We start from the raw sequence: 24615 nt of genomic DNA, 5'->3' as shown, positions 1-24615 counted from the left end.
CCCTGTTCAGACCTGTTCGTTCCAGCGATCCCAGCGTGGAAAACCAAAATTGATGTAATCTTTTTTGTAGCAGGCCTTCACGGCGCTTTCGACTTTGCCGTTGTAAACATCAACCAGTGAAAAAGGGTGATCAGCTTCGGCATGGATAGCTGTGTTTTCGGCTGAGCCAAAAATCACATTCATTCCTTCAGTTAAACGGTTGCTGCGCAGGATGTGATCCGGGAAGGCGAAACTACTGATGCCTTCCAGCAATGATGTCTGGCTGGCCCAGGTGTTTTCCGCATGCAAGGCGGTTTGACCCGTCAGGTTGTTGTGCACAAAATCCATGAACGCGATAAATGCTGTGCGATGCTGGTCGATGTCCCAGCCTGTGCCTGGCGCGCCGACGGGGATTGGCAGATCAAACTGACGACGCAACAGATCCCGGGTTTCGGTGTAGGTGTCAGGCCCGATATTCAGGATATGCCGGCAGAATGTGGCATGAGCCCGTTCAACAGGATGAGACACCACAGTAAAGCTGATGTGTCCCGGATGATCTTTCTTCCATTCGCGCAGGGTTTTCTGAGTGTACCCCTGGGCAAGCGGGAGGTCAGGGCAATTCTGCGCCATCATATTTTCTATTGGCGCATGATCCATGCCACGCAGAGGCATATAGAGAAGCGCAGGTTCATTGGTGGTCACGCAAGAGGGCACATTCGCACCGCGAGAAGGTTCATAGCCAGGCAGTTCGGAAAGTTCAAAAAAATCGGACCGCGCCAGGGCCTGTTCCATTTCATCAAAGTTCAGAACTTTTTCGCTCAGATGGCCGGGGTTTTGTTTTTTGATGTTGGTCTGGATCTGTTCCTGTTGGCTGTCAACGCCCAGGAACCGGGCAAGCCCGTTGATGATCTCAGGGTTTTGAAGATCGGTATAGCTGACATAGAACCCTGTCTGACCTGAGATCTGCAGTTGCTGCTGGATCCGGGCCCGGAAGTTGCGTTGTGCCGCAAGCATCTTTTCAAACTCAACGGCATCAAATGAAATCTGCGCAGATTTGCGTTTGCTGTGGTTGGTCAGCTTCCACTGATCAGTTTCCCGGGCGATTTTCCAGGACACATAGCTTTCCACCGGATTACGCGACAAAATGATCTTGGCGCAGGCCGGGTCATTCAGGCAGTGATCTGCCGCGCGCATGTCATGATTGTGAAACAGGCGAAACCCGCCAATGCCGTCTGATTTATTCTTGATTGTGCGGATAAGTCTGATCGGGTTCTGGTCACGTTCCTGCGCGGTAATCCCAAGCAGATCATCCTTTTTCGGATAACCGATAAACGCCGGATTGAAGGCTTCGCCATGGCACTGAATGCCGTCAAAGCTGTTCAGGCTGGCTTCCAGCAGGTTAGATCCCGTGCGCATTTCAGCGAAAATTACGAAGTAGTTAAGTGCTTTGGTCATTTGCCTGCCATATAGGAACGAGGTTCACGGGGTGTGGGCTTGCCTGGGGCCGTCGGTGCCTGGAAGTCACCGGTCAGCCAGGGGTGCATTCCCTGATCGCGCAGGTCTTGCAGAAACTCCCGAAATCCGGGCAATTCGGTCACTTTAATAGCAGGGACGGGTTTATGGGGCAGATGCGCGCCCATTTCGTCGACGATGCTTTGCAGGTTCTCAACCGGTGCTTCCATGAAATCCGCCAGCGTCCAGATCCGGACCTGCGCCTTCACCCAGCTTGCGCGCAAAATATCCAGATGTTTGCTTTCAGTTTTTTGCAGCCGGGCCGCTTCTGTACGGATCTGACCAAAGCTTCGCCCTGACTTAAACAGGGGAATGATCCAGGCACCGGAAATAACCGATATCCGGGCGTTCGGATCGGTGGCCAGTTGCTTGCTGATTTTCTGATTGTCAGCAGGTCCGAACTGGAAGCATTGCCGTTCCCCGCGGGTATTCCAGATCAGGCTGGAAAGAAAACCTTCCGGGTTATAGTCCCGAATGGCTGCATTGCCTGACATGGCGCCACAAAAACAATCCTGATCGCCTGCAAACTGAACGCGGTCCCGATCAAACAGGTGGCCATGGACGTTCGCCCCGGTGGCTTTACCAAGCCATGAATCGAAGTTTTCAAAGACGTCCCCGAAGCCTTCGAAAACGGAATAAGGTGCAGACGTCAGGTGGTGGTCCCAGGTGTTTCTGGGAAAACGGCTTTGCATATACAAACCGGCACGGCCCCGGATACGACGTTCTGTTGCATTGCTGAACAGGCGGGCGATGCGACCCGGATTGGGTTCCACATCTGAATTTCCCTTACTCTGTTTGCGCAGGAAGGTATTGTAAAGCGTGTTGGAGGCTGGCCAGATTTTGCGGGCAATAAAGCAATTGGATCGTTTCAGAAGTGGCAGGTGGTCGTCATAAAAGATGTAAGGTTTTCCCTGATAATCAAACTGCGCAAGCGTCAGGGACTGGCTTCGGATTTTGCGGGCATAGACGCGCGCCAGGGTCTGAAAATAGCTTTCATCAGGGATCCATACTTTACGGAAATAGGCATCATGTTCCGCCCGGTCCGGACTGTTCAGGATCGCGTCGAGCGTATGCCGGGTCAGGCACCACCACTGTGATCCCATATGGGGCGTCAGATCGTTTGGGGTCTTACGTCTGAAGCCAACGCGACGTTGCAGCCGGACGTACCGGTCAAACAGCCAGCGGTGCTTTTTCCAGGAAAAGGGGAACCGCAGTGTAAATCGTTCCTGATCAAGACCTCCGACAGTCCAGGGAACGTCTTCGGTGGTCGCGGATTCGATGAAATCTGTATCCGGATGGCGTTTCAGAAAGCTTTCAAGTTCCTGTACGGGCCGAAGTGGCAGGCATGATCCGGAAGTCAGCAGAACATGATCAACCTCGCGGAACTCAGCCAACATCATTTCAGATGCACTTTGTGTGGCCGCAACCATGCCCCAGGTCCCCCATTCGCAGGCGTGACGGGCGCAGAATTTCACATTGGAAAGGTCAGACAGTGCTTTTGTGAATTTCAGAAAGGCATTCTCAGGTACGCGATTGTCAACATGGATAACAACGGGGCAGCCCTTTTCCGACCAGTGCCGCGCGACCTGAGCCGCCCGGTTGAAAGCCGTATGCGCAAGCATCACGATGCCAGTACTCATGCCCAGTTCCCTTTCGACATAAGCCCAAGCATTTCCAGTTGTCGCCAGTTGATGTAGCGTTCAGACCATTTGCACCAGAAGTCCGGCTCTGTACCATCCCCGCTTGCATAAGAGATATATTCACGGCTGCCGGCGTAATGCTGTTTCCGGACAAGTTCTTCCGCGGCCTTTTCTGCAAAGCCTTCGAGGAATTTTGCGTGTAGCAGACAACCAGAGGCCTTTTCCCCGCCAGTCTGATCATAGACTTTGTTCAGTCCTCGCGGCAGCAGAGCATGCGTAGAGCTGACATAAGCATATCTGCGGTTCCAGCGTACCAGCGGGATTTTGTTCAGTGCGGGCGCTTGTTCCGGTGTGTCGGTGAAGAACTGACGGGCACGGGGCCCGCCCTGGATCCACAAGTTGTCATACATGGGGTTTAGTGAAAGCGTGTAGTTGCCGCTGTCGAACCAGGACGCAATTTCAAACGGGTTCTGACCTTCGGTGTAATGAAAATGGTCAAGCGGCCCCTTGGGATACATGTCCAGCAGCATCGCGCCAAAGCTGGTGACATCAGATGCATCCAGCCAGTCGGTCAATGCCCGTAAAGAACGGGTGTCACAGAAGGGGAAGACCAGGAATTCATCAACATCTACAGTCAGAGCCCAGTGATCATGTGCATAGCGCATCTGCAGCCATGTCAGCCAGTCAACGCCAAACCTTGAATTCTTGTAACTGTGCTTTGTTGTCCAGACAGACACATCGTCCTGTTTCGCAAGATATTCAAGCGACCCATCAGTGCTGTTGTTGTCAACAAACAGAAAATGCTGAACGCCCATATCCCGATAGTATTTCAGGAAATAGGGAAGGCGAAACCGTTCGTTGCGCAGAGTAGAGAAAAGCAGAATATCATTGCGTTTGATCGTCTTTGTGCGCTTTGCGACAGCACGCAATTCCCGGCGTTTTCGGATCGCCCGTAAAAGAAAGCGCCTGCGCCGTACGCGCAAACGATATGTTCCAAGAACGCCCAAACCTGTTCCTCTTCACGGTTCACTGCTGTCCGGCGCTGTTGTTGCAATGTTTTACCAGACAATAGCTGCACATTATGGGTTGCCTGCGGTCCGGGCAACCCGTTGTGCCGGATTGAGAAGAGGTTTGATCCGATTTTTCGTTCAGATACTGAACTGCCCGACAATAAGTTCATGATCCGACAGGGGCGTCTTTGTCAGGTCAAGCGCGGGGATGATGTCTGCACCGTGTTCTTTCAGGCCCCGGCAGGCAAACCAATCCAGCTTCATGGCGCGGGTCGGCCAGCGGGTGATGCGGCTTTTGCGGGTGGTCATGCCTTCTAGGTTGTTACCCCAGGAAAACCCCTGGCGTTTTGCGCTGTCAAAAAGCGTTTCAAGCTGCCAGTCTGCGTTGGGCAGGTGGTTACCGGTGTTCAGATCGCCGCCAATGATCACCGGAAGGCCGGGCGCGAAAGCGTCAGCCGCCGCGATCAGGCGATCCATTTGGCTTTGTCGGTGTGGGGCATCTGTGGCGCTTTCCAGATGGGTGGAAATGGCGCAGATGTCGCCGCCTCTGGTCGGTATTACCGCCATGACTGCCATGCGCCCGCCGACGCGGGGTTGTGCTGGATCATCGGAGGTTTCCGGGCAAAACCAGTGGCCATGATCATCCAGCCGCACCAGTGCGGTCTTCAGGGGCTTCGTGCGCGACAGCAGCGCATTCCCGTGCCAGCCAAAGGCGTTGTAATCATCTTTGCAGAATTCACGCTCGGTTTCGCCGCCCAGATCCATTTCATGGAATTCCACGCCGTAAGCATAGCCCATCCCCATTTCCCGGGCGAGATCGGCCGTTGTGTTGCGCTGGGCGGTGCGGGCCATGCCAGCGTCCATTTCAGACAGCAGGATGATGTCGGGTTTGTGTTGCTTCAGCAGCGCGGTAGAACCTTCCGGATCAAGGCAGCGTTCCAGGTTCCAGGCGGCCACAGTGAATTCTGCGGGCAGGGGGCTGGCGGCAGAGGGCCAGCGTTCTTCCAGCAGATGCATGGCCTCCATCTGTTCCATCAGTTCACGGTGTGTTTCTGAATTGCGGGGTGCCGCCAGGATCCGGTCATGCAGCTCAGCAGGCACCGCGGGCAGGGCGGTGCAGCTTGCCGTTTCGAACAATTTCATCGCTTCTGGCCTGTTGCCTGATCAAAGACATTCACATTTTCCCCTGCAACAGAGACGAATAAAGGTCCATCAGGCAGTGGTGCGTCGTCGTGGCGATGCACGACAAAAGGTGTATCCCCAAGATGCCCATGCACCAGCCGGATCGCGCCAAGTTCTTCGGTGAAATCATGGGTGAACGGTAGTGTCGCCCCATTGGCCTGGTCAGTGATCACGGCTTTCTCAGGACGGATACCGATGGTGACCGGGCCGTGTACTTCATGATTCAGGGGCAATGCGCCGCCGGGCAGCGCAATGCTGTTCCCATCGGCAACAGCATCCATCAGGTTCATGGGGGGGGCGCCCATGAAAGAGGCAACAAAGACGCTGGCCGGGCTGTTGTAGATTTCAGCCGGTGTGCCGATCTGTTCGATCTTGCCACCGTTCAGTACAACAATCCGATCTGCCATGGTCATGGCTTCCACCTGATCATGGGTCACATAGATCGAGGTCACGCCAAGTTCACGCTGCAGTTTGCGGATTTCGATGCGCATCTGGCTGCGCAGTTTGGCATCCAGATTGGACAGGGGTTCGTCAAAGAGAAACAGATCGGGCGAACGCACAATCGCACGGCCCATGGCAACGCGTTGGCGCTGACCGCCGGACAGCTGACTTGGTTTACGGTCCAGATGTTCCGAAAGTCCCAGCATTAGTGCCGCTTTTTGCACCTGCGTATCAATCTGATCATTCGGCAGTTTGCGGTTCTTCAGGCCATAGGCCATGTTTTTGTACACGGTCATATGCGGGTAAAGTGCGTAGTTCTGGAACACCATCGCGATGTTGCGATCGGCGGGGTCGATATCATTGACCACGCGATCCCCGATGCTGATTTCACCGGAAGATGCCTCTTCCAGGCCCGCAATCGTCCGTAATAGGGTCGATTTCCCGCAGCCGGACGGCCCGACCAGCACGATGAATTCGCCCGGTTCAATTTCCAGGTTTGCCCCTTTGATCGCGTGAAACCCGTTCGGGTAGATTTTTTCAACGTCTTTGACGGATACATTTGCCATTTTACCGGCTCCTTATTTGTCGGATTCCACAAGGCCCTTTACGAACCAGGACTGGAAGAAGAGAACGATCAGCACGGGCGGCAGCATGGCGATAATCGCCAGCGCCATTGCCACGCCAAATTCCGGAATTTTATTGTTGTCGGCGATCACCAGCATGATCTGTTTGATCCCACGCACGAGGGTAAACAGCCCTTCATCGGTGGTGATCAGCGTTGGCCAGAGGTATTGGTTCCAGCCGACGACAAACATGATGATAAAGATCGCGGCGATCATGGTTTTGGACAGAGGTACCAGAATATCGATGAAGAACTTCACCGGCCCTGCGCCGTCAATTCGCGCGGCTTCGACCAGTTCTTCGGGCACAGATCGAAAGAACTGGCGGAAGAAAAACGTGCCCGTGGCAGAGGCGATCAGCGGGATGATCAGGCCTGAATAGGTGTTGATCATGCCCAGGCCCTGCACGATTTCGTAGGTTGGCAGAATGCGCACCTCAAGCGGCAGCAAAAGTGTCGTGAAAATCAGCCAGAAAGCAAAAGTTGCGAACCGCAGGCGGAAATACACAATCGCATAGGCCGCCATCATGGAAATCGCGATTTTGCCGATGGCAAAGCCCATGCCCAGGATCAGAGAGTTCATCAGCATGGTGAACCCATCCACCGTGCCGGTGAAGCTTGTGCTTTCAAACATCGCCATGTGAAAGTTTTCTGCCATCTGGTCGGAAAACGTATATTGCAGCCCTTTGCGCGCCACAGTGATGCGATCAAAGCTGGACGTTGCGATGATCAGATAAACCGGCACCAGCATGAACAGTGATCCCAGGATCAGAATGCTGTGGTCCAGCAGATGTTCCAGCTTGAATCGGCGCTTACGTGGGGCGCTTTGCCCTCTGTTAGTCTCTGTTTTTGTCATTTTCAGCGCCTCAGGTGTAGTGAATGCGTTTTTCGATCAGGCGGAACTGGAACACGGTCAGGGCCAGGACCAGAACCATCAAAACCACCGATTGCGCGCTTGATCCGCCAAGGTCATTGCCGCGGAATCCGTCGACGTAGACTTTGTAAACAAGCGTCAGTGGGTTGTTCCCCGGTTCGCCCTTAATCACCACGTCGATGATGCCGAATGTGTCAAACAGCGCGTAGGTGATATTGGTGATCAGCAGGAAGAACCCGGTGGGGGCGAGCAGCGGAAACGTGATCGTCCAGAACCGGGATGTGCCGGATTTATTGTCGATCTTTGCCGCTTCGCGCAGGGAAACCGGGATGGATTGCAGGCCGGACAGGAAGAAGATGAAATTCACCGGGATTTGCTTCCAGATCGCAACCAGGATCATGGTGAAGGCCGTGTCGCTATAGTTCAGACCATTGCGGAATTCATACCCGGCGGCCCCGAACAGATGGGTGATCATGCCGTTGGAATGATTGACCAGCATCGCGCCCATCAGCCCGGCCACCGGTGGGGCAATCGCATAGACCCACATCAGCAGCGTCTTATAGCTGGTTGCGCCGCGCAGTACTTTATCGGCCTTTACCGCCAGCAGCAGAGCGATGGCGAGGGAAAAGAAAGTGACGCAAAGGGTGAAAAACAGCGTGAACAGGGCAACCCGGCGGTATTCGCGGCTTTCCAGCAGGATCTGGTAGTTTTCCAGACCGACAAAACTGGACCCGAACCCAAACGGGTCTTCAAGGTAGAAAGAAGAACGCACGGCCTCAAGCGCGGGCCAGTAGAAGAAAATTACAATGATGGTCAGCTGGGGCAGCAGCAACAGCATAGGCAGCCAGGGCTGCGCAAATCCGGCGCGTTTCATGGGCAGGGCTTCTCGAAGGTGTCGTCAGAATAAAACCGGAGGCCCCGCAAAGGGCCCCCGGCACGTGTCAGGCGGTGGGGTTAACCGGCGCCTTGTGTGCGTGCGAAGCGGGACAGAAGTTCATTAGCTTCGGTCTCGATTGTGTTGAACGCGTCTTCCACGGATGTTTCACCAGAGAAGATGCGGCCATATTCGCGGTTCATCACGTCACGGATCTGAACGTAGAAACCCATGCGATAACCGCGGGTGTTGTCACCGGACGCGAGGGACAGCTGTTCCACACCGATTTTTGCGGCCGGGAAGCGATCATAGTGACCGTCGGTTTGTGCCAGTTCATATGCGGCCTGGGTCACAGGCACATAACCTGTTTCACGGTGCCACATGTACTGAACTTCCTCAGAGGTCAGGTAGTTGAAGAATGCAGCAGTCGCGGCGTTTTCTTCATTGGACTGACCGGACATCGCGAACAGGGATGCGCCACCGATGAAGGTCTGGGTTGGCTCGGTTGTTACAGCTTCCCAATATGGCAGGTAGGTTGCGGAAAATTCGAAATCCGCTTTCTGCATCAGGCCACCGAAAGAACCGGAAGATCCCAGCCACATCGCTGTGCGGCCTTCTTCAAACGGCTTGGCATTGTCGGACCAGTTGGAACCGTAGTAGCCCATCAGGCCGTCATCGATCCAGGATTTTGCAGCAGTGAAGTGATCGCGGATCGCTTCATTGTTCACAAGGATCTGTGTGTCGAGACCATCATAACCGTTGTTGTTGGTTGCGAAGGGCAGGTTGTGGCGGGACATGAAGTTTTCAGTGAAAATCCATGGCAGGTGGGATTGTGACAGTGGCTCATAGCCAGCCTCTTTCAGGGCAGGGGCTGTCACGGACTGGAATTCTTCCCAGGTTTTTGGCGCAGTAACGCCAGCCGCTTCGAGGGCCTGCGTGTTGTAATACATGATCGGGGTGGAAGAGTTGAACGGCATGCCGATCATCTTGCCATCGGAATCGGCGTAGAAATAACGCACACCTGGGATGTAGTCATTGATGTCGAAGCCGCCGTTTTCGGCCAGCAGATCAGCAACCGGGATGGTCGCGCCCTGGGCTGCGATTACGGTGGCAGCGCCTGCATCAAACACCTGCAGGATGTTTGGCTGTTCGCCGGCACGGAAGGCGGCGATGCCAGCGGTCAGGGTTTCTTCATAAGAACCCTTATAGATTGGTGTGATGGTCACATCGTCCTGGGACGCGTTAAAATCAGCAGCGATCTGATTTACAGTTTCGCCCAGCTGACCGCCCATGGCGTGCCACCAGGTGATTTCAGTTTCAGCGAAAGCAACGGAACCACAGAAAACGGTTGCGGTTGCCAAAAGAGTTGTGCGTGCAAGCATTGGAGTATCCCCAAATGTAGATGGCGGGCGTGCGGCCCTGAACGGGGGTGATCTACCTGGGGATGTTAACGCTATCGTGACGGGTGCATGACAGTTGTGTAACAGCGGCCACCAGTGGGGTGATGGCCGCCAGGTGCTTATTTTTTCAGGGATATACGCGGCAGCAGATTATGCCCGTCGATGACTTTGTGTTTCACAACGGCCAGGATGTGCCCAACGACAAGCGCAAGCATCCCGTAAGCAAGCCAGACATGGGCCGCTTCGGCCAGTTCTTCGGGTTCCGCTACACCGGGCAGCAGGGAAGCCGGGAAAAGTTCTGGCATGGCCACGCCGAACCATTTCACGCCATGCCCGCCCAGATCAACCTCGGCCCAGCCTGCGGCAAGAACCAGCGCAGGTACAAGATACAGCATGATATGCCCGACATGGGCCAGCTTGCGTTCGACCACTGGCATATCGTCTGGTTGTTCAGGGTGATTTGTACGCAGGCGGATGACAAAACGCGCCGCCAGAAAGGCAACCAGGGTAACGCCGACAGAAATATGCAGCGCGAACAGGGTTTCTTCCCAGGCACCGTCTTCAGGCACAAGTTTTGTCATGGCATAGCCGCAGGCCCACATAAAGATAAACCCTGCAGCCATAAGCCAATGCAGGATACGCAGGGGCAGGGCGTAGCGTTCGGGGCTGTCGGAATGTGTTGCTGTGGTCATTGGGGTCTCCGTCGCATGGCTGGTTTTGCCGGAGATCGGGTGCGCGACGCTTTGTTTCAAACGACAATGCGCGGGTGGTGCGTGTTTCTGCGCCAGCGGTTGGTTCGCGCTGGCGCAGGTGTTTATAAGGTCAGACTTTGAGGAAACAGAAAGTGCCCCAGATCAGCGCCAGTCCCAACGGGATCCACAGGGGAGTGCCAACGATCCCAAGCCAGGCCAGAAAGATCCAGGCACTGCCCATCAGGCTGAGAAACAGACGATCACCGCGTGTTGTCACAAGGCCCAATGCGCCTTTACGGGCGCTGGTGCCGGGCTTTTTGATTTCGATCACAGTGATGATTGCCATGGCGGTGAAAACGCCGATGAAAAACAGGCCGGTGGGCCATGTCCATGCCATCCAGGTTAACATGTTACACTCTCCCCATTGCAAAGCCTTTGGCGATGTAGTTGCGCACAAACCAGATCACGATGGCACCCGGAATGATGGTTAATGTCCCGGCAGCGGCCAGCAGGCCAAGTTCGTACCCGGCACTTGAAGCGGTCTTGGTCATGGTCGCCGCGATCGGTTTCGCGGCCACGGCTGTCAGGGTTTTAGCCAACAGCAGTTCCACCCATGAGAACATGAAGCAGAAGAACGCCGCGACGCCGACGCCCGCTTTGATCGTCGGGATGAAGATCGTCATGAAGAAGCGCGGGAAGGAATAGCCATCAACATAGGCGGTTTCGTCCAGCTCTTTTGGTACACCACCCATGAACCCTTCCAGGATCCAGACCGATAGGGGAATGTTGAACAGACAATGGGCCAGCGCCACAGCGAGATGCGTGTCAAAGATGCCAACAGCGGAATATAGTTGGAAGAATGGCAGCGCGAACACAGCGGCCGGGGCCATGCGGTTGGTCAGCAGCCAGAAGAACAGGGTTTTATCCCCCAGAAACCGATACCGCGAAAACGCATAGGCGGCGGGCAGGGCGACGGTGATTGAAATCACGGTGTTCAGCGAAACGTAGATGATCGAGTTGATATATCCCCAGTACCAGGTCGGATCGGTGAAGATCGTGCGGTAGGCTTCCAGCGTGAAAGTCTGGGGAAACAGGGAAAACCCGGATAGGATCTCATTCGTGGTTTTGAAGCTCATGGCGACCAGCCAATAAATCGGCAGAAGCAGGAACAGAATATAGACGATTGGGATGATGCTGCGTTTTTGCATGATCAGGCCCCCTTAGTTCAGGTCGTCTTTGGTCATCAGCGTGTAGAACAGCCAGCTGACCAAAAGAGTGATTGCAAAGTAGATCAGGGACATGGCCGCGGCAGGGCCAAGGTCAAACTGCCCAAGGGCGATTTTCACCAGATCAATAGACAGAAGCGTGGTCGAATTGCCCGGCCCGCCCCCTGTCAGAACGAAAGGTTCCGTGTAGATGTTGAAGCTGTCCATAAACCGCAAAAGAATTGCAATGGTCAGGACGTTTTTCATCTTGGGCAGTTGGATAAAACGGAACACAGACCAGTTGGAGGCTCCGTCAATCTTTGCCGCCTGATAATAAGCATCAGGGATAGACACGAGGCCGGCATAGGCCAGTAGAACCACAAGCGACGTCCAGTGCCAGACATCCATGGTGATGATCGTCACCCAGGCTGCCACCGGATCCTGCGTCATGTCATAGTTGATGCCTAGAACATGGTTCAGGAAATAGCCCATCAGGCCGATATCCGGCAGGGCAAAGATGTTCCACATCGCACCAACCACGTTGTAAGGGATCAGCATCGGCAGGGCCATTGTCACAAGACACACCGGCACCCAAAACCCTTTGCGCGGCATGGAAAGTGCGATGATGATGCCTAGAGGAATTTCAATGATCAGGATCAGGAAGGTGAACAGGAACTGCCGCCCAAGCGCCGCATGAAACCGTTCAGACCGCAGAATTTGTTCAAACCAGTCAAGGCCTTGCCAGAAGAACAGGTTGTTGCCGAAGGTTTCCTGCACGGAATAATTCACAACCGTCATCATAGGGATAAGGGCGTTGAAAGCGACCAGCAGCAGGACTGGAAGCACAAAGAACCAGGCTTTTTGATTTTCGGTTTTCATGATTTGCCTCCTGCTTTGGAAATAAGCCAGCCGTCGGAATAAAGCCGGGTCTGATCCGGGTGGAAGTTCAGGTGAACCTGCGCGCCTTTTTCAGGGGTCGTGCCGTTCATGACGGCAGAGATCTTATGATCGCCCGCCATGGCTTCCACCACCAGATGCCGCCCGACATCGGCCACTTTGCGCACCACGGCGGGAATGCCACTGTCGCTGATTGTCACAAATTCCGGGCGTATGCCGATCTCAAAGTTGCCACTTGCACCTAACGGCACCGGCCCTTCCAGTTCCACAGCTGTGCCGTTGAACATCGCCATGCCAGCATCCAGCGTGCAAGGCAGCACATTCATGCCGGGTGAGCCGATGAAATGGCCGACAAACGTATGTGCGGGGCGGTCAAACAGTTCCACTGGAGTGCCGATTTGCACGACTTCGCCCTGCTGCATGACAACCACCTGGTCGGCGAAGGTCAGGGCTTCGGTCTGGTCGTGAGTCACATAGATCATCGTCGCATTCACGCGCTGATGCAGTTCTTTCAGCTTGCTGCGCAGCTTCCACTTCAGATGCGGATCGATCACGGTCAGGGGTTCGTCGAACATGACAACATTCACATCATCGCGCACAAGCCCACGCCCCATGGAAATCTTTTGTTTGTTGTCCGGTGACAGACCTGCGGCGCGCTGATCCAGCAGATCGGTGACTTCCAGCATCTCAGCAATTTCGCGCACGCGCTGATCCACCCGCATGGCATCGACGCCGCGATTGCGCAGGGGGAAGGCCAGGTTGTCATACACCGTCATCGTGTCATAGATCACCGGGAACTGGAAAACCTGCGCGATGTTGCGCTGATCCGGCGGCAGATGGGTGACGTCCTGATCGTCAAACAGGATCTGCCCTTCGGACGGAACCAGCAGACCAGAGATGATGTTCAGCAGCGTGGATTTCCCACAACCGGACGGGCCAAGCAGGGCATAAGCGCCGCCGTCTTTCCAATCCAGATCAATTTCCTTCAGCGCATAGTCATTCGCTGACTTCGGGTTCGGGTAATAGCTGTGACGCAGTTTAGAGAGGGTGATTTTCGCCATTATGCGCGCTCCTCTTTGATGCGTGTGCCATCAGGCGTGAAGTACAGGCAGGCGGAAGGATCCATGAAGAATTTATGTTCTTCGCCAACGGTATAGGGGTGAACGCCATGGGCGAGGGACACCCAGCTTTCATCCGCGAAATGGAAATGCGCGCTGCTTTCAGAACCAGACAGTTCCGTCACACCCACGCGCCCTGTGATCGGGACAAAGGCGGTGTCGGTTTTATAAGGCAGGATGTGGTTCGGGCGGATCGCAACGATATAATCCCCATCGGCCATATCCGCCGCTGCACCAGAGAGATGCCAGTGGATTGATCCCATTTTCGCTGTCGTGCCTTCTTTAACAATCCGCGCCTGGTTGATGGGCGGATCGGAAAACACCTGGGCGGCGCTCAGGTTTGCAGGGTCGCGGTAAATCCCGGCGGTCGGGCCGAATTGTGTCACGCGGCCGTCCTGCATCAGGGCTGTTTCACCGCCCAGCAACAGAGCTTCTTCCGGTTCAGACGTGGCATAAACCACCACGGCACCCCGGCCTGCGAACAATTCCGGCAGCTGTTCTCGCAATTCTTCGCGCAGTTTGTAGTCAAGGTTGGCAAGCGGTTCATCCAAGAACACGGCCTTGCTTTCTTTTGCAATCGCGCGGGCCAGTGCGGTACGCTGTTGTTGTCCGCCGGACAGTTCATGCGGACGACGGTTCAACATGGGGCGCAGTTGCATGATGTCTGCGGCTTCTTCGACGCGGCCCTGAATTTCGCTTTTCGCCATGCCTGCAACCCGCAGCGGGGAGGCAATATTATCAAACACCGTCATATGCGGATAATTGACGAAAAACTGATGCACGAGGCTGATGTTGCGTTTTTGTGTGGAAAGTGCAGTGATATCTTCGCCGTCCATCACGACCTGACCAGAGGCAATCGGATCAAGCCCGGCCATCATTTTAATAAGCGAGGTCTTCCCCGCGCCAGTTTCCCCCAGCAGCACATTAAAGTGCCCGCTGTGCAGGGTCAGGCTTGTGGGTTTGATATGCGTCTGACCGCCCACAACCTTGGTAATTTCGTTTAGTTCCAGTGCCATAAAGCACAGCCCCCCAGTATCGGTGTGTATCAGGTTGGTATTGGTGAATGTCTGAGAGACATGAAAAAATCCGGGGCCGTATGGTAAGCCCCGGAAACGCCGGGCAGTCAGAAAGACCGCCCGACAGGGAGATTTAGTTCGCAGACCAGCGCGCAACCAACTCGTCATAGTTGACGGTCACGCCCTGTGGTTTCTCGTTTTCCAGCGGTGGCTTCGCACCACCGTTTTCATACCAGAATTCTGCTGTGCTTTCCTCGTTCAGACGTGGACCACAGCCGCCGTAAACACTGGCAGCTTCGTCAGCGGCCTGCATACGGGCCATGGTGATGTCCATTTCTTCAGCCAGACGATCCATCGCCTCTTGCGGCGTAAACGCACCAGAGTTCACGTCACCAATTTGCTGCCACCAGATCTGGGCCAGCTTTGGATAGTCAGGTACGTTGATGCCGGTCGGGGACCAGGCCACGCGGTCAGGGGAACGATAGAATTCAACCAAACCACCCAGACGCGGTGCGCGCTCGGTAAAGCTTTCGTGGTTCACGGAAGAATTCCGGATGAATGTCAGACCAACGTGAGATTTTTTCACGTCAACGGTCTTGGACACCACAAACTGGGAATACAGCCATGCTGCCTGTGCACGATCCAGCGGGGTGGATTTCAGAATGGTCCAGGAACCCACGTCCTGATAGCCAACCTTCTGGCCTTCCTGCCAGTATGGGCCATGCGGGCTTGGGGCCATGCGCCACAGTGGATTGCCTTCGGCATCCACAGTGTTGTTGCCTTCAGACTGCGGCTTCACCATGTCGGCGGTGAAAGCTGTGTACCAGAAGATCTGCTGGGCAACATTGCCCTGGCTGAGGGCCGGCAGAGACTGGTAGAAGTCAAAAGATGCCGCACCGGGGGGCGCATATGCACGCAGCCATTCGTCCCATTTGCGGATCGCATAAACAGCCGCAGGGCCGTTCGCAGCACCACCACGGGACACGGATGCGCCCACAGGGTTACAGGTGCCCGCTTCCATACGGATGCCCCATTCATCAATCGGAATACCGTTTGGTTCACCCACGGAACCCGCGCCAGCCATAGACAGCCAGGCGTCGGTCATACGCCAGCCAAGGTCAGGGGCGCGTTTGCCGTAATCCATGTGGCCATAGATTGCGACGCCGTCGATTTCCTGCACGTCTTCGCTGAAGAATTCTGCGATGTCTTCATAAGCGGACCAGTTTACAGGCACGCCCAGTTCATAGCCGTATTTTGCTTCGAACGCGGCTTTGTATTCTTCATTGTCGAACCAGTCTTTGCGGAACCAGTACAGGTTCGCGAACTGCTGATCCGGCAGCTGGTAGAGATCGCCATCAGGACCGGTTGTGAACTGGATGCCCATGAAATCTTCAAGGTCCAGACCCGGGTTGGTCACGCCAGCGAAATCACCTGCCATCATATCAGTCAGGTTATAGGCCAGTTGCAGGCGGGAATGGGTGCCGATGAGATCAGAGTCATTCACATAGGCATCATACAGGTTCCGTTGTGTCTGCATCTGTGTCTGCACAGCCTGCACAACTTCGCCTTCGCCCAGAATCTGGTGGTTCACCTTAATGCCGGTGATTTCCTCAAAAGCGCGTGCCAGCACTTCAGATTCATAGGAATGGGTTGGAATGCCTTCAGACAGAACATTGATTTCCATGCCTGCATAAGGCGCGGCGGCATCAACGAACCACTGCATTTCCGCAATTTGTTCGTCACGGGTGATTGCGGCTGGTTGAAATTCGCTGTCGACCCAGCGTTCGGCAGCGGCCATATCCGCATATGCCGATGTCGTTCCCGCCAAAACAGCAGATGCTGCTGCAGCGGACATCAGATACTTACGCATCTTGTCTCCTCCCTTGGATTATACCCGGACGAATCCGGTTCCGGTATGTTCGTATGAGCAACTTTTTACGTCAACTATTTTCATAGTAGATCGAAAAATCACGTTACGGAAGAGGAATTGTCACAATTCTGCGATGCTATCTGGTGTATATGAAGAAAATAGTGTTCATGTGAACATTGATTCATTCATTTGAGAGTACCCATGCCACTAAACGAACGTCAGGAACTGATCCTTGAAGGTCTGCGCCACGAAGGCGAGGTCGAAGTGGATGCTTTGTCAAAGCAGTTGGGTGTGACAACACAAACCGTGCGCCGTGATCTCAGCGAGTTGTGCGATCAGGGGCTGGCCCTTCGCATGCACGGGGGCGCGAAACGTGCGCCCTCCACCACGGCGCGGGCTTATGAAGATCGCCGTCTGAACAACATGGCGGACAAGCAATCGGTTGCCTCTGCCGCAGCGCAGCTGATCCCGGACGGTGCCTCTGTGGCGATCAACATTGGTACCACAACCGAACAGGTGGCCGAGGCCTTGCGTCTGCACAAAGACCTGATGGTTGTGTCCAATAACATGAATATTATCAGTATTTTGCGCGGCACACGTTTGAAATCCTTAAGCGTCATCGGCGGTGAAGTACGTTTGTCAGACGGCGCAGTGATCGGCGAAGACGCGGTGGCGGCGATCAACCAGTACAAGGTCGATTTCGCGGTGATTGGCACGTCTTCTATCGATTCCGACGGGTCCGTTCTGGATTTCGATCCGCGCGAAGTGGCTGTTGCGCGGGCGATCATTGCCAATGCGCGGCAGAAAATTCTGGTGGCGGATGTGTCGAAATTCGACGTCGCCGCCCCTTACCGCATCTGCAACATCGCGAATCTGGATCATATCATCCTGAACGCGCCGCCGCCTGCTGCATTTACCGAGGCTGCGCGCGTCGGAAACATAAACCTTATTATCACAGAGGCCCATAATGGCTGAGCAAAACAAACCCTTTGACCTGTTTATCATTGGCGGTGGCATCAATGGCTGTGGCATCGCGCGGGATGCGGCGGGACGGGGATATTCCGTGGCGCTTGCCGAGATGAACGATCTTGCCAGCGCCACATCTTCGGGTTCGACCAAGCTGTTTCACGGTGGGCTGCGCTATCTGGAATTCTTTGAATTCCGCCTTGTCCGCGAAGCCCTGATTGAACGCGAAACTTTGCTGCGTGCGATGCCTCATATCAGCTGGCCCATGCGGTTTGTTTTGCCGACCTATAAAGAAATGCGCTTTGAAAGCGACACGCCGACCTCGCGCCTGCTGTCCTTTGTCATGCCCTGGATGAAAGGACGACGCCCGAACTGGCTGATCCGGCTTGGTCTGTTTCTATATGACCATCTGGGCGGGCGGGAAATACTGCCGGGCACCAGTAAGGTGGATCTGCGCAGCGCGCCGGAAGGCACGCCCCTGAAAGATCATCTGCACAAGGCCTATGAATATTCCGATTGCTGGGTGGAAGACGCCCGCCTGACCTTGTTGAATGCCCGCGACGCCCAGGCGCGCGGTGCAGAGATCATGGTGCGCAGCAAAGTGACCGGCGCGGAATTTGACGGCACCCATTGGCAGGTGACGGTTGAAGGGGTCGATGGCACGCCCCGGACGGTCACGGCAAAGATGCTGGTCAACGCGGGCGGGCCATGGGTTGAAGACGTGATCAAACAACGCCTGAATCTGGAAACAAAGGAAAGCATTCGTCTTGTGCGTGGCAGCCATATTGTCGTGAAAAAACTGTATGATCACGACAAATGCTATTTCTTCCAGGGCGAAGACGGGCGCATTATCTTTGCCATTCCATATGAGGAAGATTTCACCCTGATTGGTACCACCGATGCGGATCATTCGGACGCTTTCACCAAGCCCGAATGCAGCGAGGAAGAGGCAGATTATCTGCGCGCGTTTGCCGGGCAGTATTTCAAAAAATCAATCGCGGCGGAAGATATCGTCTGGACCTATTCCGGCGTGCGTCCGCTTTATAATGACGGGGCGAGCTCGGCCACGGCGGCCACGCGCGAATATGTTCTGCGGGTAAATAAAACCGCAGGCGGGCCGGTTCTGAACATCTTTGGTGGCAAGATCACAACCTATCGCAAACTGTCCGAATCCGCGCTGGGCCATATTGACGAAACCCTGGGCCGTGACACCGCGCAGTGGACAGCTGGCGTTGCCCTTCCCGGCGGGGTTTTTGCTGTGGATGGCGTGAAACAGCTGCGTGCTGATCTGCTGAAACAGCTGCCGTTCTTTGAGGCCCGCACAATCCGCCGCCTGATCCGTCAATACGGGACAGAGGCCGCCGGGATCTTTGCAGATGCGCAATCCCGCGATGATCTGGGCGCGCATTTCGGCGAAGACATCACTGCGCGTGAACTGGACTGGGCGATCGCCCATGAATGGGTGCGCTCTGCAGAAGATTTCCTCTGGCGACGTTCAAAGCTTGGCCTGCGTGTGAATCAGGATCAGGTTGCGCAGATCGAAGCCTATATCTTTGATTCCATGCGACAAAAATCGGAAACAGCGTGACCCTGTTCACAGGACGATTTTTTTAGTAGACTCGTCCGGCAGGCTAAACAGGCAAACCGAATGGCGCGACGTAAAAACGAACTTCTGACCGAAGTTGAACTGGAATTTATGCAGACCCTTTGGGATCTTGGGGAAGGTACGGTGCGTGAAGTCCACGCCGCCCTGCCACAGGTTACGCCCAGGGCTTATACGTCGGTGGCGACGGTGCTGAAAGTTCTGGAAGGCAAAGGTTATGCCAGCAGCGAAAAGAAGGATCGCACGCTGAAATATCGCCCGGCCTTTGGACGGTCCGCTTATGAGGTAAAGTTCCTGCGCGAAACCTCAGATGCCATGTTTGGCGGTGCGCCGTCTGCCCTGGTTGCACGCCTGATTGAAGACGAAAACCTGAGCGAAGAGAACCTGGATGAAATCCGGAAAATCATCGAAGAGAGGATAGGCCGTGATACGCCCTGAAGCCCTGATGAATCTTTTGATTGATGCAAACCTGGCGCTGATGATTGCGGCGCTTGCTTTTGCGCTGATCGAAGGCTGCATGAGGTTTGCAGGATACGGCCGTGCTTATTCCGCGCGCCTGCGCCTGGTGATGGCGGCGGTCTATGTTGTCGCTTTGTCGCCGCTGGTTCTGTTCTTCTTCCGCACATATGGTGGCGGTGAAATTCCGGGCTTTTCCGATCTGATGATTGCCCAATTCCTGAAAGGGAATATTTCCATCCACCCGATTCTTTTTGATGATCTTCTGTCCGCGCGCAGCTCTGCTGTTGCGATGGTCGCTGAAGGGCGTGCGCCGCTGCTGATTTTGCTGGCGTTCCTTCTGATCGGGGCGGCGCTTGCGCGATTGATTTATGTGGCGATGAACCTGTTTCAGGTCATGTCTCTGGTGCGTGGTGCCATCACTTTACGCCGGATCGGACGTATCCAGGTTATGGTGTCAGATCGCGTGCATGTGCCGTTTTCTACCCGGGGTCTGCGCCGGTTTTACGTGGTCTTACCGCAGGATATCCTGATGGATGCGCCATTGATGAAAGTGGCGATTGGTCATGAACTGCAACATATTCGTCAGCGCGATCTTGAATGTGAAATTCTGGCCGCTGTGTTGTCACCGCTGTTCGTGCTGAACCCGGCCTTCTGGTATCTGTCGCAGAAACTGCGCGGCCTGCGTGAATTTGCCTGTGATTTCGAATATATGCGGCGGTCCGGTTGTGCGCGTGTCGATTATGCCCGCAGCCTTGTGAAAGTCGCCGAAGCGGCCTTTCTGCAGGCTCCACAACGCACGATGTTTGCCTTTTCCGTGCCCTTCGTTGGCCGCAGCCGCCTGTTTTCACGCACAGCGCGCAGCGGTTTGAAAACGCGGGTGAACGTGCTTGTGGCAGGCGAGGTGGGCAAGCCTGGCCAGATGTTGAATATGGGGCTGTTGGTGGTGCTGGCCGGGATGATTCTGACGGGCACTGCGATGCTGCAGAAATCCACCGGCTGGAGTCACGACCGCATCATGATGAGTACGGTCGTGAACCTTGAACGTCTGAATTCACGCAACAATCCTTAACGGGTTTTATCCGCGATCAGGGCTGTCAGCCGGTAAAATCCATGTGCCATCTTTGAAAACGGCATCAGCAGGAAAAACGCCAGAACGGTACCAAGATGGGTCGCCAACAGGGCAGGGACCAGGGTGGAACCTGTCGCTGCATAAAGCCCCAGGCCGGTTACTGCGACCGCGCACAGCAGCAGCACAAATGCCATTTCCCCGCCCCAGACACGCGTGTCACCCAGGTTGCGATCCGCATTTGTCTTGAGCCAGGCCAGTTTCAGCGTACCCAATGTCAACATGATGCCACCCGTCACGCCAAACAGTTTTGGCAGGCTGATCAGGGAATAAGGTGCTTTGATATCAAAACCATAGTGCAGGATCGTGCCGGATGATGTCGCGGCGAAACACAGAAGAAACCCCCACATCGTCAGTTGGTGACCGATTTTACGCAGTTTTGTGAACCGGTCTTCGTCTTCGAAATTGCATCCTTCCCCATGACCGCCGGACAGGTTCTTCATGCGTCCGGCATCCACAAAAGCGGCCTTAACCGCAGTCATTGTCAAACGCCCGCCGTTCACATGTTGCCAATAGCGACGCAGGCTGATTGCGAGACTGCCCAGAGGCAGCAAAAACGCGGGCATAAAGATCGCAACCATCATGGAATGAGACAGGGTTGCGTAAAACCCTTCGCCACCAACAGGCATAACCGTACGGGACAGGGCGAACAGCAGGCTGAAACACAGCACGATCAGCACAGTGATCGCCACACCGGATGTGTGAAAGGCTTTTCCAAACTGCGGGGGCCATGCGAAATCCTGCCAACTGTCCTGCCGGACTTCGGCAAGGGCTTTGGGCAGGTTCAGCGCAAATTCGTGTGGTTCTGTGTATTGGCAGGCGTAATAACATCCGCGACAGTTGTGACAGAGGTTCGCCAGTTGGGTGATGTCCCCATCCGCAAAGGCTTTTTGTCGGGTCATAGCGGGAAAGACCGCGCAATAGCCTTCGCAATAGCGGCAAGCATTGCAGATTTCGATCTGGCGGCGGGCGTCCTGGATGGTGTCAGCGGACATAATCTGCGGCCTCCTTGCCGGCGATGCGGCCAAAAACTGTTCCGATGGACATGCCAAATCCGGCGAGATAGCCTTGCCCGAGGATGGACCCGGCCATGGTTTCGCCCGCGGCCCAAAGATTGCGGATTGCACCATTGGGGCCTTGGACTTGTGCCGTCTCATCGACTTTGAAGCCAAGGTAGGTGAACGTCACGCCGGGGCGCAATTCATAGGCGTAGAATGGGCCATCTTGAATTGGACGTGCCCAGTTGGTTTTGGGCGGGGTCAGCGCGTCTGTTGTCACGCCATCAAGTTCCGTCGGATGAAAGTCACCGGGCTGACAAGCGGCGTTAAAATCAGTGATGGTTTTCTCTAAAGCGTTGACATCAAGGTTAAGTTTTACAGCCAACGCGCCAATGCTGTCCGCGGTGATGGGTGGGAAAACAGAGGGCATGAACAGGTCTTTGGATTTGCTGTCAATGATCGAGTAAGCGACCTGATCATCTTGTGCCGCCACCAAACGGCCCCAAATGGCATAGCGTTTCGGCCAGACATCTTCGCCCTCGTTGTAGAACCGTTTCGCGTGTTTGTTCACGACCACAGAAAACGGCACACAATCCAGTCGCGTGACGATGCCGCCGTCAAACTTCGGCGCACGCCCATCAATCGCCACCGCGTGACATTGAGTCGGATCACCAATGGATTGCACCCCCTGATCCAGCAGATCAAACAGCACATCACCGCGATTATACGGCGTGCCACGGATCAGGAAATTTTCGGCCTCTGGCCCCCAGGCAGCAACCAATCGCTCGATATTGCCCTGAAATCCGCCGGACGCCACGACAACGGCCCTGGGCGACAGGGAAAGATCTTTACCCTGATACGTGTAATCCACGCGGGTGATTTTATCGTGTACCAGTTCCAGATGCGTCACGGGGGCATCATATAAAACTTGCACGCCAAGGCTTTCAGCCGTGCGATAATAAGCATTCACCAGCGCCTTGCCACCGCCCAGGAAAAACGCGTTGGTGCGCGACAGCGACAGGGTGCCGGACAGAGACGGCTGAAACCGCACGCCATGGGCTTCCATCCAGGGCTGGCTGTCCTGGCTGCCCCGGATCGCCATGCGGGCCAGTTTTTCATCCGTGTTGCCTTTGGTCACGCGCAGCAGATCGTCGTAATATTCGTCTTCGCCGTAGCTGCCGGTCAGCACGGACAATGGCCCATCATGCATACAGCGGAAATTCCGGGTGTGGCGGGAATTTCCGCCGCGATAATCCTTTGGCGCGCCTTCCAGAATGAGGACCCGCGCGCCAGCTTCCACCGCCGTGATGGCTGCGCAAAGGGCGGCATTGCCGCCCCCAACAATCACAAGATCAGGTTCATTCATCATTGGCTTTGAACAGGTCTTTGCGCAATGTCATCAGGGCTTTCGGGTCAATTTTCGCCTGAATGATTGTGGTTTCATTGCTGTTGATCGCAGCGGTCAGCGCGTCGCCAAGTTCGCCCGGGCCATCAACCCAGATGCCTTTGCCACCGCAAAGTTCTGAGAACTTATCATAACGCGGCGACTGGATCTCAGCGCCCAGCAGACGACCACCATAGAATTCCTGTTGGTAGGCTTTCTCAGCCCCCCAGGCTTCGTTATCCAGCACAACAACCACAATCGGCAGACTGTGTTGAATAGCCGTCTGGATTTCGATCATCGTATAGCCAACCGCACCATCCCCCATCATCGCAACAACGGGACGATCAGGGGCGGCAGCTTTGGCGCCAATGGCGGCGGCAAGACCAAAACCAACCAGGCCAAAATCAAGCGGGGTGATCAGGGACAGCGGTTCATAATGCGCCAGACGATCCGCGCCTTGCAGACAAGTGTTGCCGGTGTCCAACGTTACAATCGCGTTTTCAGGCAGAGCCTCGCGCATTTCAGCAAGCGCACGGCGGGGGTGCATTGGCAGGGTTGCGATTTGGGCTTCTTCTGCGCGTTCCGCAAGCAAAGACGCCATATCCGCCTTAAACGTATCACGCCACGCATCGGCATCCGGGCGCCTCGCTTTGCCTGTGACAGCCTCTGCCGTCAGACGCGCATCGGCTTGCACCGCGATTTCCGCTGGGAAATACCGCCCAACGGCGGACCCTTCCAGATCCACATGGGCGATACGTGTATCCGCGCCCACATAATCATTGGAATGGAAGGTCGAATTGAACCCAAGCCGTGCCCCCAGAACAACCATCACATCGGTCTCTTTCGTCAGGCGACTGGCCACACGGTTGCCGCGCGGGCCTGCCTGACCTGCAAACCAGGGGTGGCCATGACGCATCACATCGGCATGCCCGGTTGAGGCCACAACAGGCACTTCCAGCTTTTCAGCAAGGGCGGTCAGCGCATCACGCCCTTTGCCCCACTTAAAGCCACCGCCCGCAAAGATGACCGGACGCTTCGCCTGAGAGAGCAAAGTCGCGATAGCATCCACATCTTCCGGCGCCGCAGGGCCGGGGCGGGCGATGTTCACAGGTTTCGCGTCATTGGCGGGCACCATGTCGGAAAACAGATCACGGGGTACATGCAGAACCACCGGGCCTTTGCGCCCGGAATTGGCCAGGCGAATCGCATCTTCAAGCATGGCTGCAAGGCGATTCGCATCGGTACACAAAACGGATTTCTTGCAGATCGGGGCAAACAGGGCCACCTGATCGACTTCCTGAAATGTATCTTTGGCATGGTCACAGCGGCTGATCGCCCCGGCAATAACAACCAGCGGCGAATAGGCCAGCTGCGCTTCGGCAACGGCGGTGACGATGTTCACCACACCGGGACCTGCCTGCGCCCCCAGAACAATGCCCGGTTTGCCTGTCATACGTGCCCAGGCATCCGCCATATGGCCCGCTGCGCGTTCATCTCGCGCGCCGACATAATCAATGGCCCCGTCCTTATACATGGCGTCATATAGTTCCAGCATCGAGCCGCCGAGAAGGCCAAAAACAGTGTCTATTCCGTTGGCTTTCAGCACATTGTAAGCGGCTTCACCGCCGGTGATCAGATCAGACATCAGATTTGCCCTTCGTTGAGGTTACAAGAGTTAGGCGTTTGCGTGGACGCCAGATGCGCGCCCCGTGGTTTTCGCCCAGAAATGGTTTTTCCGCAGTTTGTTGCG

The 24615-nt window shown here is 55.3% G+C and carries 22 protein-coding genes; 4 read left to right on the top strand and 18 right to left on the bottom strand.

The genetic code is table 11. From position 1 onward, the window contains the following. Window positions 1-6 precede the first annotated feature (6 nt). The 15 genes from H1D41_RS09410 to H1D41_RS09340 form a co-directional block, all read right to left on the bottom strand. Window positions 7-1434 (bottom strand): nodulation protein NodH, encoded by a 1428-nt coding sequence (locus H1D41_RS09410; RefSeq protein ID WP_228848664.1) that lies wholly within the window; start codon window positions 1432-1434, stop codon window positions 7-9. Next, window positions 1431-3131 carry a beta-1,6-N-acetylglucosaminyltransferase gene (locus H1D41_RS09405; protein WP_228848663.1) on the bottom strand — a complete coding sequence of 567 codons (1701 nt, stop codon included), beginning with the start codon at window positions 3129-3131 and terminating at the stop codon, window positions 1431-1433. Before H1D41_RS09405 ends, H1D41_RS09410 begins: the two co-directional genes overlap by 4 nt. Then, the gene (locus H1D41_RS09400; RefSeq protein ID WP_228848662.1) at window positions 3128-4138 is read right to left on the bottom strand and encodes a glycosyltransferase family 2 protein; all 1011 of its coding nucleotides are present in this window, start codon (window positions 4136-4138) and stop codon (window positions 3128-3130) included. The genes H1D41_RS09405 and H1D41_RS09400 overlap by 4 nt, the downstream gene beginning before the upstream one ends. A 141-nt stretch (window positions 4139-4279) precedes the next feature. Continuing rightward, window positions 4280-5284: an endonuclease/exonuclease/phosphatase family protein gene (locus H1D41_RS09395; protein WP_228848661.1), complete on the bottom strand. Its 1005-nt coding sequence runs from the start codon at window positions 5282-5284 to the stop codon at window positions 4280-4282. Continuing rightward, window positions 5281-6330 carry an ABC transporter ATP-binding protein gene (locus H1D41_RS09390; RefSeq protein WP_228848660.1) on the bottom strand — a complete coding sequence of 350 codons (1050 nt, stop codon included), beginning with the start codon at window positions 6328-6330 and terminating at the stop codon, window positions 5281-5283. Before H1D41_RS09390 ends, H1D41_RS09395 begins: the two co-directional genes overlap by 4 nt. A gap of 12 nt (window positions 6331-6342) precedes the next feature. Then, on the bottom strand, window positions 6343-7239 hold the full coding sequence (locus H1D41_RS09385; protein WP_228848659.1) for an ABC transporter permease subunit: 897 nt from the start codon (window positions 7237-7239) through the stop codon (window positions 6343-6345). Window positions 7240-7249: 10 nt separating this feature from the next. After that, entirely contained in the window at window positions 7250-8131 is an 882-nt protein-coding gene (locus H1D41_RS09380; RefSeq protein ID WP_228848658.1) for an ABC transporter permease subunit, read from the bottom strand. 80 nt (window positions 8132-8211) lie between these two features. Continuing rightward, entirely contained in the window at window positions 8212-9513 is a 1302-nt protein-coding gene (locus H1D41_RS09375; protein WP_228848657.1) for an extracellular solute-binding protein, read from the bottom strand. Between the two features lie 137 nt (window positions 9514-9650). Next, a complete protein-coding gene (locus tag H1D41_RS09370) occupies window positions 9651-10223 on the bottom strand; it encodes a cytochrome b (RefSeq protein WP_228848656.1) in 573 nt (190 codons plus the stop codon). Window positions 10224-10353: 130 nt separating this feature from the next. Beyond that, window positions 10354-10632 carry a DUF2160 domain-containing protein gene (locus H1D41_RS09365; RefSeq protein WP_228848655.1) on the bottom strand — a complete coding sequence of 93 codons (279 nt, stop codon included), beginning with the start codon at window positions 10630-10632 and terminating at the stop codon, window positions 10354-10356. A 1-nt stretch (window position 10633) separates the two neighbouring features. Continuing rightward, window positions 10634-11431 carry a carbohydrate ABC transporter permease gene (locus H1D41_RS09360; RefSeq protein ID WP_107497894.1) on the bottom strand — a complete coding sequence of 266 codons (798 nt, stop codon included), beginning with the start codon at window positions 11429-11431 and terminating at the stop codon, window positions 10634-10636. A 12-nt stretch (window positions 11432-11443) separates the two neighbouring features. Beyond that, window positions 11444-12307, bottom strand: a complete 864-nt coding sequence (locus H1D41_RS09355) for a carbohydrate ABC transporter permease (RefSeq protein WP_228848654.1) — start codon at window positions 12305-12307, stop codon at window positions 11444-11446. Then, complete coding sequence (locus H1D41_RS09350; protein ID WP_228848653.1) at window positions 12304-13386, bottom strand: ABC transporter ATP-binding protein; 1083 nt, start codon at window positions 13384-13386, stop codon at window positions 12304-12306. Before H1D41_RS09350 ends, H1D41_RS09355 begins: the two co-directional genes overlap by 4 nt. Continuing rightward, complete coding sequence (locus H1D41_RS09345; protein WP_228848652.1) at window positions 13386-14459, bottom strand: ABC transporter ATP-binding protein; 1074 nt, start codon at window positions 14457-14459, stop codon at window positions 13386-13388. Before H1D41_RS09345 ends, H1D41_RS09350 begins: the two co-directional genes overlap by 1 nt. A 133-nt stretch (window positions 14460-14592) precedes the next feature. Further along, window positions 14593-16329: an extracellular solute-binding protein gene (locus tag H1D41_RS09340; protein ID WP_228848651.1), complete on the bottom strand. Its 1737-nt coding sequence runs from the start codon at window positions 16327-16329 to the stop codon at window positions 14593-14595. A 201-nt stretch (window positions 16330-16530) separates the two neighbouring features. Here H1D41_RS09340 and H1D41_RS09335 point away from each other — a divergent pair, with 201 nt between their 5' ends. The 4 genes from H1D41_RS09335 to H1D41_RS09320 are packed head-to-tail and all read left to right on the top strand — an operon-like array spanning window position 16531 to window position 20426. Next, complete coding sequence (locus H1D41_RS09335) at window positions 16531-17304, top strand: DeoR/GlpR family DNA-binding transcription regulator (protein ID WP_228848650.1); 774 nt, start codon at window positions 16531-16533, stop codon at window positions 17302-17304. After that, complete coding sequence (gene glpD / locus H1D41_RS09330) at window positions 17297-18883, top strand: glycerol-3-phosphate dehydrogenase (protein WP_228848649.1); 1587 nt, start codon at window positions 17297-17299, stop codon at window positions 18881-18883. Before H1D41_RS09335 ends, glpD begins: the two co-directional genes overlap by 8 nt. A gap of 60 nt (window positions 18884-18943) precedes the next feature. Then, window positions 18944-19336, top strand: a complete 393-nt coding sequence (locus H1D41_RS09325; protein WP_107497901.1) for a BlaI/MecI/CopY family transcriptional regulator — start codon at window positions 18944-18946, stop codon at window positions 19334-19336. Then, on the top strand, window positions 19323-20426 hold the full coding sequence (locus H1D41_RS09320; protein WP_228848648.1) for a M56 family metallopeptidase: 1104 nt from the start codon (window positions 19323-19325) through the stop codon (window positions 20424-20426). The genes H1D41_RS09325 and H1D41_RS09320 overlap by 14 nt, the downstream gene beginning before the upstream one ends. Here H1D41_RS09320 and tcuB read toward each other — a convergent pair. From tcuB to H1D41_RS09305, 3 genes are read right to left on the bottom strand one after another with little or no spacing between them, the layout of a single operon-like run. Beyond that, the gene (tcuB, locus tag H1D41_RS09315; RefSeq protein WP_228848647.1) at window positions 20423-21478 is read right to left on the bottom strand and encodes a tricarballylate utilization 4Fe-4S protein TcuB; all 1056 of its coding nucleotides are present in this window, start codon (window positions 21476-21478) and stop codon (window positions 20423-20425) included. The two genes, H1D41_RS09320 and tcuB, sit on opposite strands and share 4 nt — an antisense overlap. Continuing rightward, on the bottom strand, window positions 21468-22847 hold the full coding sequence (tcuA, locus tag H1D41_RS09310; RefSeq protein ID WP_228848821.1) for an FAD-dependent tricarballylate dehydrogenase TcuA: 1380 nt from the start codon (window positions 22845-22847) through the stop codon (window positions 21468-21470). Before tcuA ends, tcuB begins: the two co-directional genes overlap by 11 nt. Next, entirely contained in the window at window positions 22840-24510 is a 1671-nt protein-coding gene (locus H1D41_RS09305) for a thiamine pyrophosphate-binding protein (RefSeq protein WP_228848646.1), read from the bottom strand. Before H1D41_RS09305 ends, tcuA begins: the two co-directional genes overlap by 8 nt. Window positions 24511-24615: the final 105 nt, after the last annotated feature.

Source organism: Halocynthiibacter styelae (assembly GCF_016123485.1).
GTDB classification, from domain to species: domain Bacteria; phylum Pseudomonadota; class Alphaproteobacteria; order Rhodobacterales; family Rhodobacteraceae; genus Halocynthiibacter; species Halocynthiibacter styelae.
The sequence above is the reverse complement of the archived record's forward strand: the minus strand, read 5'-3'. Positions and strand labels throughout refer to the sequence as shown.

Excerpts from the sequence above, each read along its gene's own strand:
- H1D41_RS09410 (WP_228848664.1), bottom strand. The coding sequence starts at position 1,434 with ATGACCAAAGCACTTAACTACTTCGTAATTTTCGCTGAAATGCGCACG.
- H1D41_RS09405 (WP_228848663.1), bottom strand. The coding sequence starts at position 3,131 with ATGAGTACTGGCATCGTGATGCTTGCGCATACGGCTTTCAACCGGGCG.
- H1D41_RS09395 (WP_228848661.1), bottom strand. The coding sequence starts at position 5,284 with ATGAAATTGTTCGAAACGGCAAGCTGCACCGCCCTGCCCGCGGTGCCT.
- H1D41_RS09390 (WP_228848660.1), bottom strand. The coding sequence starts at position 6,330 with ATGGCAAATGTATCCGTCAAAGACGTTGAAAAAATCTACCCGAACGGG.
- H1D41_RS09385 (WP_228848659.1), bottom strand. The coding sequence starts at position 7,239 with ATGACAAAAACAGAGACTAACAGAGGGCAAAGCGCCCCACGTAAGCGC.
- H1D41_RS09380 (WP_228848658.1), bottom strand. The coding sequence starts at position 8,131 with ATGAAACGCGCCGGATTTGCGCAGCCCTGGCTGCCTATGCTGTTGCTG.
- H1D41_RS09375 (WP_228848657.1), bottom strand. The coding sequence starts at position 9,513 with ATGCTTGCACGCACAACTCTTTTGGCAACCGCAACCGTTTTCTGTGGT.
- H1D41_RS09370 (WP_228848656.1), bottom strand. The coding sequence starts at position 10,223 with ATGACCACAGCAACACATTCCGACAGCCCCGAACGCTACGCCCTGCCC.
- H1D41_RS09365 (WP_228848655.1), bottom strand. The coding sequence starts at position 10,632 with ATGTTAACCTGGATGGCATGGACATGGCCCACCGGCCTGTTTTTCATC.
- H1D41_RS09360 (WP_107497894.1), bottom strand. The coding sequence starts at position 11,431 with ATGCAAAAACGCAGCATCATCCCAATCGTCTATATTCTGTTCCTGCTT.
- H1D41_RS09355 (WP_228848654.1), bottom strand. The coding sequence starts at position 12,307 with ATGAAAACCGAAAATCAAAAAGCCTGGTTCTTTGTGCTTCCAGTCCTG.
- H1D41_RS09350 (WP_228848653.1), bottom strand. The coding sequence starts at position 13,386 with ATGGCGAAAATCACCCTCTCTAAACTGCGTCACAGCTATTACCCGAAC.
- H1D41_RS09345 (WP_228848652.1), bottom strand. The coding sequence starts at position 14,459 with ATGGCACTGGAACTAAACGAAATTACCAAGGTTGTGGGCGGTCAGACG.
- H1D41_RS09340 (WP_228848651.1), bottom strand. The coding sequence starts at position 16,329 with ATGCGTAAGTATCTGATGTCCGCTGCAGCAGCATCTGCTGTTTTGGCG.
- H1D41_RS09335 (WP_228848650.1), top strand. The coding sequence starts at position 16,531 with ATGCCACTAAACGAACGTCAGGAACTGATCCTTGAAGGTCTGCGCCAC.
- glpD (WP_228848649.1), top strand. The coding sequence starts at position 17,297 with ATGGCTGAGCAAAACAAACCCTTTGACCTGTTTATCATTGGCGGTGGC.
- H1D41_RS09325 (WP_107497901.1), top strand. The coding sequence starts at position 18,944 with ATGGCGCGACGTAAAAACGAACTTCTGACCGAAGTTGAACTGGAATTT.
- tcuB (WP_228848647.1), bottom strand. The coding sequence starts at position 21,478 with ATGTCCGCTGACACCATCCAGGACGCCCGCCGCCAGATCGAAATCTGC.
- tcuA (WP_228848821.1), bottom strand. The coding sequence starts at position 22,847 with ATGAATGAACCTGATCTTGTGATTGTTGGGGGCGGCAATGCCGCCCTT.
- H1D41_RS09305 (WP_228848646.1), bottom strand. The coding sequence starts at position 24,510 with ATGTCTGATCTGATCACCGGCGGTGAAGCCGCTTACAATGTGCTGAAA.